This is a genomic window from Janthinobacterium sp. LPB2021202312-11-4 (assembly GCF_037049705.1).
Lineage (GTDB): Bacteria > Pseudomonadota > Gammaproteobacteria > Pseudomonadales > Pseudomonadaceae > Aquipseudomonas.
On the sequence record NZ_JBAGKV010000005.1, the window covers coordinates 164,108 to 176,984 of the forward strand.

The 12,877-nt window shown below is 57.8% G+C and carries 15 protein-coding genes and 1 tRNA gene; all 16 read left to right on the top strand.

Translation table 11 applies throughout. The annotated features are described in order from the left end of the window. Positions 1–17: 17 nt before the first annotated feature. The 16 genes from V5E99_RS07690 to V5E99_RS07765 all read left to right on the top strand — a co-directional run bounded on the left by V5E99_RS07690 (position 18) and on the right by V5E99_RS07765 (position 12,714). Positions 18–311, top strand: a complete 294-nt coding sequence (locus V5E99_RS07690) for an FmdB family zinc ribbon protein (RefSeq protein ID WP_499801907.1) — start codon at positions 18–20, stop codon at positions 309–311. A 102-nt stretch (positions 312–413) separates the two neighbouring features. Beyond that, a complete protein-coding gene (gene aspS, locus V5E99_RS07695) occupies positions 414–2,186 on the top strand; it encodes an aspartate--tRNA ligase (RefSeq protein ID WP_499802017.1) in 1,773 nt (590 codons plus the stop codon). Positions 2,187–2,306: 120 nt separating this feature from the next. Continuing rightward, a complete protein-coding gene (locus V5E99_RS07700) occupies positions 2,307–3,053 on the top strand; it encodes a YebC/PmpR family DNA-binding transcriptional regulator (protein ID WP_499801908.1) in 747 nt (248 codons plus the stop codon). Positions 3,054–3,201: 148 nt separating this feature from the next. Next, the gene (gene ruvC / locus V5E99_RS07705; RefSeq protein ID WP_008147379.1) at positions 3,202–3,726 is read left to right on the top strand and encodes a crossover junction endodeoxyribonuclease RuvC; all 525 of its coding nucleotides are present in this window, start codon (positions 3,202–3,204) and stop codon (positions 3,724–3,726) included. 114 nt (positions 3,727–3,840) lie between these two features. After that, the gene (gene ruvA / locus V5E99_RS07710) at positions 3,841–4,458 is read left to right on the top strand and encodes a Holliday junction branch migration protein RuvA (RefSeq protein ID WP_090187430.1); all 618 of its coding nucleotides are present in this window, start codon (positions 3,841–3,843) and stop codon (positions 4,456–4,458) included. Further along, the gene (ruvB, locus tag V5E99_RS07715; RefSeq protein ID WP_201194072.1) at positions 4,459–5,520 is read left to right on the top strand and encodes a Holliday junction branch migration DNA helicase RuvB; all 1,062 of its coding nucleotides are present in this window, start codon (positions 4,459–4,461) and stop codon (positions 5,518–5,520) included. Between the two features lie 138 nt (positions 5,521–5,658). Next, entirely contained in the window at positions 5,659–6,126 is a 468-nt protein-coding gene (gene ybgC, locus V5E99_RS07720) for a tol-pal system-associated acyl-CoA thioesterase (protein WP_499801909.1), read from the top strand. A 19-nt stretch (positions 6,127–6,145) separates the two neighbouring features. Beyond that, complete coding sequence (gene tolQ, locus V5E99_RS07725; protein ID WP_206770386.1) at positions 6,146–6,811, top strand: protein TolQ; 666 nt, start codon at positions 6,146–6,148, stop codon at positions 6,809–6,811. A 14-nt stretch (positions 6,812–6,825) separates the two neighbouring features. Next, entirely contained in the window at positions 6,826–7,287 is a 462-nt protein-coding gene (gene tolR, locus V5E99_RS07730; RefSeq protein WP_207202655.1) for a protein TolR, read from the top strand. Further along, positions 7,287–8,366: a cell envelope integrity protein TolA gene (gene tolA, locus V5E99_RS07735; protein ID WP_499801910.1), complete on the top strand. Its 1,080-nt coding sequence runs from the start codon at positions 7,287–7,289 to the stop codon at positions 8,364–8,366. Before tolR ends, tolA begins: the two co-directional genes overlap by 1 nt. 47 nt (positions 8,367–8,413) lie before the next feature. After that, on the top strand, positions 8,414–9,664 hold the full coding sequence (gene tolB / locus V5E99_RS07740; RefSeq protein ID WP_499801911.1) for a Tol-Pal system beta propeller repeat protein TolB: 1,251 nt from the start codon (positions 8,414–8,416) through the stop codon (positions 9,662–9,664). A 52-nt stretch (positions 9,665–9,716) separates the two neighbouring features. Continuing rightward, positions 9,717–10,214, top strand: coding sequence for a peptidoglycan-associated lipoprotein Pal (gene pal / locus V5E99_RS07745; protein WP_003178634.1), 498 nt, complete (start codon positions 9,717–9,719; stop codon positions 10,212–10,214). A gap of 36 nt (positions 10,215–10,250) precedes the next feature. Continuing rightward, entirely contained in the window at positions 10,251–11,066 is an 816-nt protein-coding gene (gene ybgF, locus V5E99_RS07750; RefSeq protein ID WP_499801912.1) for a tol-pal system protein YbgF, read from the top strand. A 167-nt stretch (positions 11,067–11,233) separates the two neighbouring features. Further along, positions 11,234–11,881: a 7-carboxy-7-deazaguanine synthase QueE gene (gene queE, locus V5E99_RS07755; protein ID WP_499801913.1), complete on the top strand. Its 648-nt coding sequence runs from the start codon at positions 11,234–11,236 to the stop codon at positions 11,879–11,881. Between the two features lies 1 nt (position 11,882). Further along, complete coding sequence (gene queC, locus V5E99_RS07760; protein WP_499801914.1) at positions 11,883–12,575, top strand: 7-cyano-7-deazaguanine synthase QueC; 693 nt, start codon at positions 11,883–11,885, stop codon at positions 12,573–12,575. 63 nt (positions 12,576–12,638) lie between these two features. Further along, positions 12,639–12,714, top strand: a tRNA-Lys gene (locus tag V5E99_RS07765). Positions 12,715–12,877: the final 163 nt, after the last annotated feature.

Genomic DNA, 12,877 nt, shown 5'->3' on the forward strand with positions numbered 1-12,877 from the left:
TGCACAGGCTGCATTTAATGGATATAATCCCGCTCTTTGCCGCAAAACCCTGCGTATGCGGTAGCAATCTGATCGCCGAGACAACCCCCATGCCGATGTACGACTATCAATGTGCTTCCTGTGGTCATCAGTTGGAAGCCATTCAAAAGATCAGCGCAGCACCGCTGGTCGACTGCCCTGCCTGCCAGGCGCCAGAGTTGAAGAAGATGCTGTCCATGCCGGGTTTCCGCCTCAGCGGTACCGGCTGGTACGAAACCGATTTCAAGACCGGTTCCAAGAAGAATCTGGCTGGCGGCGACAAAGCTGACTAAGGTCTGGAACCTGAGTTGAACGACACGAGCGAGTTCTTGCATCATCTGATGTGCAAGGCCTCCAACCGAATTTCGATTACGAGAAGTGAAACCACTACCATGATGCGCAGCCATTATTGCGGCCAGCTGAACGAAGCCCTGGAAGGCCAGGAAATTACTCTTTGCGGTTGGGTACACCGTCGCCGTGACCACGGCGGGGTGATTTTCCTCGATATCCGTGATCGTGACGGTCTGGCCCAGGTAGTGTTCGACCCGGATCGGGCTGACACCTTTGCTGTCGCCGATCGCGTGCGCAGCGAGTACGTCGTGAAGGTCACCGGCAAGGTGCGTCTGCGCCCGGCCGGTGCCACCAACGCCAACATGGCGTCGGGCATGATCGAAGTGTTGGGTTACGAGCTGGAAGTGCTGAACGAGTCGGAAACCCCGCCGTTCCCGCTCAACGAGTTCTCCGACGTTGGCGAAGAAACCCGCCTGCGCTATCGCTTCCTCGACCTGCGTCGCCCGGAAATGCTCGAGAAGCTGCGTCTGCGTTCGCGCATGACCACCAGCATCCGTCGCTTCCTGGACGAAAACGGCTTCCTCGACGTCGAAACGCCGATCCTGACCCGCGCCACGCCGGAAGGCGCTCGCGATTACCTGGTGCCGAGCCGTACCCACGCCGGTTCCTTCTTCGCCTTGCCGCAATCGCCGCAGTTGTTCAAGCAACTGCTGATGGTCGCCGGCTTCGACCGCTACTACCAGATCGCCAAGTGCTTCCGTGACGAAGACCTGCGTGCCGACCGCCAGCCGGAATTCACCCAGATCGACATCGAGACCAGCTTCCTCGATGAAAAAGAGATCATGGCGATCACCGAACAAATGATCCGCAACCTGTTCAAGGAAGTGCTGGATCTGGAATTCGGCGACTTCCCGCACATGACCTTCGAAGAAGCCATGCGTCGTTACGGTTCCGACAAGCCGGACCTGCGTAACCCGCTGGAACTGGTGGACGTTGCCGACCAACTCAAAGAAGTCGATTTCAAGGTGTTCAGCGGCCCGGCCAACGACCCGAAATGCCGCATCGCCGCACTGCGCGTTCCAGGCGGGGCGAGCATGCCGCGCAAGCAGATCGACGACTACACCAAGTTCGTCGGCATCTACGGTGCCAAGGGCCTGGCGTACATCAAGGTCAACGAGCGCGCCAAGGGCGTTGAAGGCCTACAGTCGCCAATCGTCAAGAACATCCCTGAAGCCAACCTCAACGTGATCCTCGATCGCGTTGGCGCGGTTGATGGCGATATCGTGTTCTTCGGCGCCGACAAGTCGAAGATCGTCAGCGAAGCGCTGGGTGCACTGCGGATCAAGGTCGGCAACGACCTGGACCTGCTGACCTGCAAGTGGGCGCCAATGTGGGTTGTCGACTTCCCGATGTTCGAAGAGAACGACGACGGCAGCTTCAGTGCCTTGCACCACCCGTTCACCGCGCCGAAGTGCACCCCGGAAGAGCTGGAAGCCAACCCGGCGACCGCGCTGTCCCGTGCCTATGACATGGTTCTGAACGGCACCGAGCTGGGTGGCGGTTCGATCCGTATCCACCGCAAGGAAATGCAGCAGACCGTGTTCCGCCTATTGGGTATCGATGAAGCGGAACAGGAAGAGAAATTCGGCTTCCTGCTCGACGCCCTCAAATACGGCGCGCCGCCCCACGGTGGCTTGGCCTTCGGCCTCGACCGTCTGGTGATGCTGATGACCGGCGCCCAGTCGATTCGTGAAGTGATCGCTTTCCCGAAAACCCAGAGTGCTGCCGACGTCATGACGCAGGCCCCGGGTGTGGTCGATGCCAAGGCATTGCGCGAATTGCACATTCGTCTGCGCGAAACGCCAAAGGCTGAGTAAGGCTGACCCTGAAGGCGCATCCTCATGGGATGCGCCTTTTTTACAGGTCGAGATTTTTTCTTGCTGGCCGGCGCGAAGACGCGCGGCGGGCAAAGTTTCAAAGAGAATTCGGAGCGAGATATGGCGGGTCATTCCAAGTGGGCGAACATCAAGCACCGCAAAGAACGTCAGGATGCCAAGAAGGGCAAGATTTTCACCAAGTGGATTCGTGAGCTGACCGTTGCGGCCCGTCAGGGTGGCGGCGATCCGGGCTCCAACCCGCGTCTGCGCCTGGCGCTGGACAAGGCGCTTGGCGCCAACATGAGCCGCGACATCATTGATCGCGCGGTGGCCCGCGGTGCCGGTGCCGCCGATACCGACGACATGGTCGAACTCAGCTACGAAGGCTACGGCCCGGGTGGCGTGGCGGTGATGGTCGAATGCATGACCGACAACCGTAACCGTACCGCCGCCGCCGTGCGCCATGCGTTCAGCAAGTGTGGTGGTAACCTGGGCACTGACGGTTCGGTGGCGTATCTGTTCGAGCGCAAGGGGCAGATTTCCTTCGCGCCGGGCGTTGACGAAGACGCGCTGATGGAAGCGGCGATGGAAGCCGATGCCGATGACGTGGTCACCCACGAAGACGGCTCGATCGACGTGTTCACCTCGTTCGCTGGTTTCTACTCGGTGCGTAACGCGTTGGAAGCAGCCGGTTTTAAAGGCGATGACGCGGAAATCGTCATGCTGCCGACCACCAGTGCCGAACTGGACCTGGACGGTGCGGAGAAGGTTTTGAAGCTGATCGACATGCTTGAAGACCTGGATGACGTGCAGAACGTCTACTCCAACGCGGACATTCCGGAGGCGGTCGCCGCACAGCTCGGTTGATGCATTGATAAAGATCGCAACCTTCGCCAGGCCTACACTGTAGGAGCTGCCGAAGGTTGCGATCTTTTGATTTTAAGAGCCAAAAGATCGCAGCCTTCGGCAGCTCCTACGGTTACCCTCAGCTATCGCACCACATTCCGCAGGCGTTATGACTTTAATTCTTGGTATCGACCCCGGTTCGCGCATCACCGGTTATGGCGTGGTACGCGATACCGGGCGTGGTTGCGTGTACGTGGCATCGGGTTGTATTCGCACCGGCTCCGGCGAGTTGCACGAGCGACTGCAAATCGTCTATCGCGGCGTGCGGGAAGTCATTCAGACCTACGGCCCGGTGACCATGGGCATCGAAAAGGTGTTTATGGCGCGTAACGCTGACTCTGCGCTGAAACTCGGTCAGGCCCGCGGTGCAGCCATCGTTGCCGGCGCCGAAGAAAGCCTGGAAATCGCTGAATACACCGCAACCCAGGTCAAGCAAGCGGTGACCGGGACCGGTGCGGCGAATAAAGAGCAGGTGCAGATGATGGTCATGCACATGCTCAAATTGACCAGCAAGCCGCAAATCGACGCCTCGGATGCCCTGGCAATTGCGATTTGTCACGCGCACACCCGTTCCAGCCTGTTGCCTCATGGCCTGGGGACTGCACGCAGTCGTGGCGGGCGCCTGCGTCTCTGATAGCATCAGCAATCATTTTTACGGGATGAGGGTTTTGCGCCTGGGTTGTCGGCGTCAACTCCTTGTTCTGTCAGTCGCTGGCCTCGGGCTGGCCAACGCTCAAGGATCTGAAACGTGATTGGACGCTTGCGCGGCACCCTGGCTGAGAAACAGCCGCCGCACCTGATTCTGGATGTAAATGGTCTGGGGTATGAGCTGGAAGTACCCATGACCACGCTGTATCGCTTGCCGTCGGTCGGTGAACCGCTGACCTTGCACACCCATTTAGTCGTACGCGAAGACGCGCAGTTACTCTATGGCTTCTACGGCAAGCGTGAGCGAGACTTTTTTCGCGAGTTGATCCGTCTCAATGGTGTCGGGCCGAAATTGGCCCTGGCCCTGATGTCGAGCCTGGAAGTCGATGAACTGGTCCGTTGCGTGCAATCTCAGGACACCTCGGCACTGACCAAGGTGCCGGGCGTGGGCAAGAAGACTGCCGAGCGATTGCTGGTGGAACTCAAGGACCGCTTCAAGGCCTGGGAAACCGTGCCGGCGATGTTCGCGCTGGTGCCGAACCAACCGGGTGGGCCGGATGCCCCGGCCCCGGTGGCCACCGCCGAAAATGACGCGGTCAGCGCGCTGATTTCCCTGGGCTACAAGCCGCAGGAGGCCAGCAAGGCGATTTCCGCGATCAAGGAGAAAGGCTTGAGCAGTGAAGACATGATTCGTCGTGCCCTGAAGGGAATGATTTAAGTGATTGAAGCTGATCGTCTGATTGCCGCCACGCCTGGCCCTCGCGACCGCGAGGAAGTCCAGGACCGCGCGATTCGTCCCCTCAGCCTGGCCGAGTACATCGGCCAGCCGACCGTTCGCGAGCAAATGGAGTTGTTCATCCAGGCCGCCCGTGGTCGCAACGAATCCCTCGACCACACGCTGATCTTCGGTCCGCCGGGTTTGGGTAAAACCACCCTGGCCAACATCATTGCCCAGGAAATGGGCGTGTCGATCAAGAGCACTTCGGGTCCCGTGCTTGAGCGCCCGGGTGACCTTGCGGCGTTGCTGACCAACCTTGAGCCCCATGACGTGTTGTTTATCGACGAAATCCATCGGTTGTCGCCGATCGTCGAAGAGGTGCTCTATCCGGCCATGGAAGATTTCCAGCTCGACATCATGATTGGTGAAGGGCCGGCCGCGCGTTCGATCAAACTGGATCTGCCGCCATTCACTCTGGTCGGTGCGACCACCCGTGCCGGCATGCTGACCAACCCGTTGCGCGACCGTTTCGGGATCGTCCAGCGTCTGGAGTTCTACAGCACTGCGGACCTGGCAACGATTGTCAGCCGTTCGGCGAACATTCTTGGCCTGCCGCTCGATCCGGAGGGCGCCTTCGAAATCGCCCGTCGCGCCCGTGGCACGCCGCGAATTGCCAACCGTTTACTGCGTCGGGTGCGGGATTTCGCCGAAGTTCGTGCCAAGGGCCACATCACCAAGCCGATTGCCGACTTGGCCCTGAACCTACTGGATGTCGATGAACGCGGCTTCGATCATCAGGACCGGCGCCTGCTGTTGACCATGATCGAGAAATTCGATGGCGGTCCGGTCGGTGTCGACAGCCTGGCAGCGGCCATCAGTGAAGAGCGGCACACCATTGAAGACGTGCTGGAACCGTACCTGATCCAGCAGGGCTACATCATGCGTACACCACGGGGGCGGGTAGTGACCCGGCACGCTTATCTGCATTTCGGTTTAAACATTCCGTCACGATTGGGCGAGATGCCCGTGGTAGACGAGTTTCTCGATGCAGTGGACGATTAATTAACGTTTGCGGGCTGATCGAATGAAGGTTTGTGTGGTCCTAGGGGCTCACATGACGAATCTTTCACTAGAAAGCCGCACAACAATGAAAAACAGTTGCCTCGCCGGATTGGCAACCTGAGGAGTAAGCACTAGAGTATGCGCGCGCAAAACGGGCTTGAGCCTTTCGCACATCGTTGTCGCGTTTATTACGAGGACACCGATGCGGGCGGCATCGTGTATTACGTTAATTACCTCAAGTTTATGGAACGGGCTCGAACCGAACGGCTCCGGGATCTGGGTTTTGCCCAATCCCAGCTGGCAGGGGAGGACCTGTTGTTCGTCGTGCATTCCAGCGAAGCGCGTTACCACGCGCCGGCGCGACTGGATGACGAACTGCTGGTAAGCGCTGAAGTAATCGAATTGAACCGTGTCAGCCTGCGCTTTAAACAGCAGGTCAGGCGGGCTACGGATAATGTGCTGCTCTGTGAAGGGCAGTTTTTGGTGGCCTGTGTGCGCACTAACAGTTTGAAACCCCGGGCCATTCCCGAAGCTCTACGTGCGGCCTTTGCCGACGTGAGCGGCGCGGGTACACACTTAAAGCAGGAGATAAAGCGTGGAAGCTAACGTCGTCGACCATTCCTCCATGTGGAGCCTGGTCAGCAATGCCAGCGTCGTGGTGCAGTTGGTAATGCTGATTCTGGTAGCCGCATCGGTGACCTCATGGATCATGATTTTTCAGCGCAGCAATCTGATACGTGCCGGTCGACGTGCCCTGGAGAGCTTTGAAGAGCGCTTCTGGTCCGGGATCGACCTGTCCAAACTCTACCGTCAGGCCGGCAGCAACCCTGATCCGGATTCGGGCGTCGAGCAGATCTTCCGCGCCGGCTTCAAGGAATTCTCCCGTCTGCGCCAGCAGCCAGGCGTTGATCCGGAAGCAGTCATGGAAGGCGTGGCCCGTGCCATGCGCGTCGCCATTTCCCGCGAAGAAGAGAAGCTCGAGCAGAGCCTGCCGTTCCTCGCCACCGTCGGTTCCGTCAGCCCGTACATCGGTCTGTTCGGTACGGTCTGGGGCATCATGAACTCCTTCCGTGGTCTGGCAACGGCCCAGCAAGCGACCCTGGCCACCGTGGCCCCGGGTATCGCCGAAGCACTGGTGGCCACCGCCATCGGCCTGTTCGCCGCCATTCCAGCGGTTATCGCTTACAACCGTTTTTCTGCTCGCAGCGAAACCCTGCTGAGCCGCTACTACACCTTCGCCGATGAATTCCAGGCGATCCTGCACCGCAAAGTGCACACCAGCGAAGAATAAGCAGGTAATTTCCAATGGCTTTAATCGCTCGAGCTCGCAAAAAGCGCAAGCCGGTTGCCGAGATGAACGTGGTGCCTTACATCGACGTGATGCTGGTGCTGCTGGTCATCTTCATGGTGACCGCGCCGATGCTCAATCAGGGCGTGAAAGTTGATCTGCCCAAGGTTTCCAGCGAAGCCTTGCCGCAGGACAACAACACCCAGGTCCTGACCATTTCGATCAAGGCTGACAAGACCTACTACTGGAACCTTGGCAGCGAAGTCGACACCGATAAGCAGCAGGACAAGGCCATGACCTTGCCGCAGATGACCAGCGCCGTGACCAAAATCATCAGCGCCGGCAACGAAAACGGCAAGCACACCCAAGTCTTCATTCGTGGCGACAAGACCGTCGACTACGGTTCGGTCATGGGCGCCATGGGCGGGTTGCAGAAGGCCGGAGTCGGTAATGTTGGCTTGATTACCGAGGCGCCCTGATGCAGCAACAACGAGAGCCAACAGCCTCGGAAAGCTACTTCTGGCCTAGCGTCTGGGCGATTGGCTTGCACGTGCTGGTTTTCGGCATGCTGTTTGTCAGTTTCGCCATGACGCCTGAGTTGCCGCCGGCCAAGCCGATTGTCCAGGCGACCCTGTACCAGCTGAAATCGAAAAGTCGGGCGACCACCCAGACCAATCAAAAGATTGCGGGTGAAGCGGTGAAGTCTGCTGCGCGTCAAACCGAAGTCGAACAGATGGAACAGAAGAAGGTCGAGCAGGAAGCGGTGAAGGCTGCGGAACAAAAGAAAGAAGAAGCGGCTCAAAAAGCCGAGGAAGCCAAGAAGGCCGACGAGTCGAAGAAAGCGGACGAGGCGAAAAAGGCAGATGAAGCCAAGAAAGCCGACGAAGCCAAGAAGACCGCCGAAGCCAAAAAGGCAGAAGAGAAACAATTGGCTGATATAGCCAAGAAGAAATCTGAAGAAGAAGCCAAAAAGGCTGCTGAAGAAGAGGCCAAGAAAGCGGCCGCTGAAGAAGCTAAGAAAAAGATCGTCGAAGACGCGAAGAAGAAAGCCGCGGACGACGCCAAGAAGAAAGCTGAAGCTGAAGAGGCGAAGAAGAAAGTCGCCGACGAAGCGAAGAAGAAAGCTGCTGCCGATGCTGCGAAGAAGAAATCGCAGGATGCGGCACGTAAATCTACCGAAGACAAAAAGGCCCAGGCCTTGGCAGATTTGCTTTCCGACACGCCACAGCGTCAGCAGGCGTTGGCCGATGAGCAGGGTGACGAAGTCGCCGGCAGTTTCGATGATTTGATTCGTGCTCGTGCAGCGGAAGGCTGGGCTCGTCCACCTTCGGCACGCAAAGGCATGACGGTCGTGTTGCAAATCGGCATGTTGCCGGACGGTACGGTGACTTCGGTCAGCGTTTCCAAGTCCAGTGGTGACGGTCCGTTCGACTCGTCGGCTGTTGCTGCGGTCAAGAATATTGGACGTTTGACAGAAATGCAGGGAATGAAGCCGAGCGATTTTGCTCCGTATCGTTCATTCAAGATGACATTCACACCTGAGGATCTAGCCTTGTGAGAAACCTTCTTCGAGGAATGCTTGTCGTTATCTGCTGCCTGGCAGGGATGGCGGTAGCAGATGAAAAAAACATTCTGGTCACCAGCGGCAGTGATCGGGCTACCCCGATCGCAGTTGTACCGTTTGGCTTCCAGGGCGGCACCGTCCTGCCGGACGACATGGCCGAAATCATTGGCAATGACCTGCGCAACTCGGGCTACTACTCGCCGATTGCCAAGCAGCAGATGATCAGCCAGCCGAGCCAGGCCAGCGAAATCATTTTCCGTGACTGGAAGGCGATCAGCGCTCAATACATCATGGTCGGCAGCATTGTCCCTGCGGGCGGTCGCCTGCAGGTTCAATACGCTTTGTTCAACGTCGCCACCGAGCAGCAAGTGCTGACCGGCAGCGTATCGGGCAGCGTCGATCAACTGCGCGACATGGCGCACTACATCGCTGACCAGTCGTTCGAAAAACTCACCGGTATCAAAGGTGCGTTCTCGACGCGTCTGCTGTACGTAACGGCTGAGCGTTTCTCCGAGAAGAACACGCGTTACACGCTGCAACGTTCGGACTACGACGGTGCCCGCGCCGTGACCCTGCTGCAATCGCGCGAGCCGATCCTGTCGCCGCGTTTCGCACCGGATGGCAAGCGCATCGCTTATGTATCGTTCGAGCAGAAGCGTCCGCGTATCTTCATGCAGAACATCGACACCGGTCGCCGTGAGCAGATCACCAACTTCGAAGGCCTGAATGGCGCACCAGCCTGGTCACCGGATGGCAATCGCCTGGCTTTCGTACTGTCGAAAGACGGTAACCCTGACATCTATGTGATGAACCTGGGTTCTCGTCAGATTTCCCGCGTCACTAACGGTCCCGGCATCAACACCGAACCGTTTTGGGGCAAGGATGGTTCGACCATCTACTTCACCTCCGACCGTGGCGGCAAGCCACAAATCTACAAGACCAGCGTCGGTGGTGGCGGTGCTGAACGTGTGACTTTCATCGGTAACTACAACGCAAACCCGAAACTTTCGGCCGATGAAAAGACCCTGGTGATGATTCATCGCCAGGATGGCTTCACTAATTTCAAGGTGGCGGCCCAGGATTTGCAGCGCGGAAGCGTAAAAATCCTCACTGATAGCACTCTGGACGAGTCGCCTACTGTTGCGCCCAACGGCACCATGGTAATCTACGCCACCCGCCAGCAGGGCCGGGGAGTCTTGATGCTCGTGTCCATTAATGGACGCGTAAGGCTCCCGCTTCCTACCGCACAAGGCGAAGTCAGAGAACCTTCCTGGTCCCCTTACCTGAACTGACGCGGCGCTACACGTTTTACTTAACACACTGGGGTTCATTAGGAGTTTCACGATGGAAATGCTGAAGTTTGGTAAATTTGCTGCGCTGGCTCTGGCCATGGCTGTAGCTGTAGGTTGCTCGTCCAAAGGCGGCGACAATGCCGGTGAAGGCGCTGTTGATCCAAACGCTGGTTACGGCGCTAACACTGGTGCAGTTGACGGCTCCCTGAGCGAAGAAGCTGCTCTGCGCGCAATCACCACTTTCTACTTCGAATACGATAGCTCGGACCTGAAGCCAGAAGCCATGCGCGCTCTGGATGTTCACGCTAAAGACCTGAAAGCTAACGGCGCTCGCGTTGTTCTGGAAGGCAACACCGACGAACGTGGTACTCGTGAGTACAACATGGCACTGGGCGAGCGTCGTGCGAAAGCCGTTCAGCGCTACCTGGTACTGCAAGGTGTTTCCCCAGCTCAGCTGGAACTGGTTTCCTACGGCGAAGAGCGTCCAGTTGCTACCGGCAACGACGAGCAGTCCTGGGCTCAAAACCGTCGCGTCGAACTGCGTAAGTAATTCGTCATGCGAACGTGCCGTCGTGCTGTAACTGTTTTGGCTCTCAGTCTCGCACCGCTTGCGGTGTGGGCTGCGGTTCCTGTGGTCGATAACAACTCCGGTTATAACAATAGCGGGAGCAGTTATCCGCCTGCGGGTTACGGTACGAACGGCGCCTATGCCGGGGGAGGGGTTTCGGCCCCTGTCTCGGCACAGGGCGAGCTGTTCAACCAACTGCAATCGATGCAAGAGCAGATCTCGCGCCAACAGGGTGTGATTGAAGTTCTGCAAAATGATGTAGCGCGCATGAAGCAGGAAAACCTGGAGCGATACCAGGATCTTGATCGGCGCATAGGAACCGGCGTTGCACCAGCCGCGACTCCTGATAATTCTTCCACCGGTGGCAATTTGAATGCCCCCGGTGCAGCAGCCGCTGCAGGCGCAGGTGCTGGAGCGGTTGCCGCTCAAGCCCCGGCCGCCAGCAGTGAACCGGGTGATCCGGCGAAGGAAAAGCTCTATTACGATGCTGCCTTCGACCTGATCAAAGCCAAGGATTTCGACAAGGCCAGCCAGGCCTTCGCCGCTTTCCTGCGCAAATACCCGAACAGCCAATACGCGGGCAACGCCCAGTACTGGTTGGGCGAAGTCAACTTGGCCAAAGGCGATCTGCAAGGCGCAGGTCAGGCGTTTGCCAAGGTTTCGCAGCTGTATCCCAAGCACGCCAAAGTGCCTGATTCGCTGTACAAGCTCGCTGATGTAGAGCGCCGCCTGGGTCATACCGACAAGGTCAAAGGCATTCTGCAACAGGTTGTGTCCCAATATCCGGGCACTTCCGCCGCTCAGCTGGCTCAACGCGATCTGCAACGCATGTAAGGCTGCTTGATCCGTTCAGGAAGAAACCCGCGCTTGTCGCGGGTTTTTTCGTTAGAATTCACGCCCTTTTTCTGAAACACGCTTTTTGGGATTCGCGCGTTGGCGGGGTTCCTTGAAGAGCCTGACGGAGGCGGACAGCCTGTTTAGCTGTTACGCCCGTGGCAACTATGCAAGACACATTGAGAATTACCGAAGTTTTCTACTCGTTGCAGGGTGAAACGCGGACTGCCGGGCTGCCCACTGTTTTTGTGCGCCTGACCGGTTGCCCGTTGCGTTGCCAATACTGCGACAGCGCCTACGCGTTCACTGGCGGCACTGTCCGCACGCTCGAGGACATCCTCGAGCAAGTGGCCGGTTTTCGTCCGCGCTATGTTTGTGTCACCGGCGGCGAGCCGTTGGCGCAACCCAATGCCATCCCATTGCTCAAGCAGTTGTGTGACGCCGGTTACGAAGTGTCACTGGAAACCAGTGGCTCGATCGATATCTCGGCGGTAGATTCCCGAGTCAGTCGCGTTGTCGACCTGAAAACACCGGGGTCGAAAGAAGCACACCGCAACCGCTACGAAAACATCGAACTGCTGACGCCCAACGACCAGGTGAAGTTTGTCATCTGCTCGCGGGAAGACTACGACTGGTCCGTATCCAAGCTGATTCAGTACGGTCTTGAGCGACGTGCCGGCGAAGTGCTGTTCTCGCCGAGTCACCATGACCTCAATGCACGAGACTTGGCTGACTGGGTGGTGGCGGACAACTTGCCAGTGCGTCTGCAATTGCAGCTGCATAAATATCTTTGGAATGACGAGCCGGGGCGCTGAGATGACTGAACAACTGAACACTACCGAAAAACGCGCAGTGATCCTGCTGTCCGGCGGCCTAGACTCGGCGACCGTCGTGGCCATGGCTCGTGCTGAAGGCTATAGCTGCTACACCATGAGCTTCGACTACGGTCAGCGCTCTCACGCCGAATTGCACGCGGCTGCGCGGGTCGCTCGTGACCTGGGTGTGGTCGAACACAAAGTGATCGGCCTGAACCTGGACGGTATGGGCGGCTCGGCACTGACTGATAGCAGCATCGATATTCCGGAAGCGCCAGGTGAAGGCATTCCGGTGACTTACGTGCCCGCGCGCAACATCGTGTTCCTATCCCTTGCACTCGGCTGGGCTGAGGTGCTCGGTGCCCGTGACATTTTTATCGGTGTGAACGCGGTGGATTACTCCGGCTACCCTGACTGCCGCCCCGAGTTCATCGAGTCCTTCGAACGCATGGCCAACCTGGCGACCAAGGCCGGGGTTGAGGGCAACGGTTTCCGTATCCAGGCACCGCTGCAAAACCTGAGCAAGGCGCAGATTGTCGAGGTTGGCGTGAAGCTGGGCGTCGATTACGGGCTGACCGTTTCCTGCTATCAGGCCGACGATAAAGGTTATGCATGCGGCAAATGCGATAGCTGCCGCCTGCGTGCAGAGGGCTTCGCAGCCGCCGGAATCACTGACCCAACCCCTTATTTTTGATTTATTTCAAATTAGGTGTTGAATAGTCCTTAAAAATCAGTATTATACGCGCCACCACACAGCGGGTCGTTAGCTCAGTTGGTAGAGCAGTTGGCTTTTAACCAATTGGTCGTAGGTTCGAATCCCACACGACCCACCATTTTTGTAGCAGTTTTAAAAGTCTGGAAGGCCCACGCAAGTGAGGATTTCCGGATTTTTTTTTGCCCGCGATTTGTGCTTGTTCACGTCCGGGGCTGCGCCATATGACGCAGGTCAGAATCATCTTTTGCATCCGAGGGATATTCTGTAGCCTTGCCCAGCTC

Bases quoted from the DNA above. Each gene is read 5' to 3' on its own strand.
- tolA (WP_499801910.1), top strand. From the start codon at position 7,287: ATGCAGCAACAACGAGAGCCAACAGCCTCGGAAAGCTACTTCTGGCCT.
- queE (WP_499801913.1), top strand. From the start codon at position 11,234: ATGCAAGACACATTGAGAATTACCGAAGTTTTCTACTCGTTGCAGGGT.
- V5E99_RS07700 (WP_499801908.1), top strand. From the start codon at position 2,307: ATGGCGGGTCATTCCAAGTGGGCGAACATCAAGCACCGCAAAGAACGT.
- tolB (WP_499801911.1), top strand. From the start codon at position 8,414: ATGGCGGTAGCAGATGAAAAAAACATTCTGGTCACCAGCGGCAGTGAT.
- aspS (WP_499802017.1), top strand. From the start codon at position 414: ATGCGCAGCCATTATTGCGGCCAGCTGAACGAAGCCCTGGAAGGCCAG.
- ybgC (WP_499801909.1), top strand. From the start codon at position 5,659: ATGCGCGCGCAAAACGGGCTTGAGCCTTTCGCACATCGTTGTCGCGTT.
- ruvC (WP_008147379.1), top strand. From the start codon at position 3,202: ATGACTTTAATTCTTGGTATCGACCCCGGTTCGCGCATCACCGGTTAT.
- pal (WP_003178634.1), top strand. From the start codon at position 9,717: ATGGAAATGCTGAAGTTTGGTAAATTTGCTGCGCTGGCTCTGGCCATG.
- V5E99_RS07690 (WP_499801907.1), top strand. From the start codon at position 18: ATGGATATAATCCCGCTCTTTGCCGCAAAACCCTGCGTATGCGGTAGC.
- tolR (WP_207202655.1), top strand. From the start codon at position 6,826: ATGGCTTTAATCGCTCGAGCTCGCAAAAAGCGCAAGCCGGTTGCCGAG.
- queC (WP_499801914.1), top strand. From the start codon at position 11,883: ATGACTGAACAACTGAACACTACCGAAAAACGCGCAGTGATCCTGCTG.
- tolQ (WP_206770386.1), top strand. From the start codon at position 6,146: ATGTGGAGCCTGGTCAGCAATGCCAGCGTCGTGGTGCAGTTGGTAATG.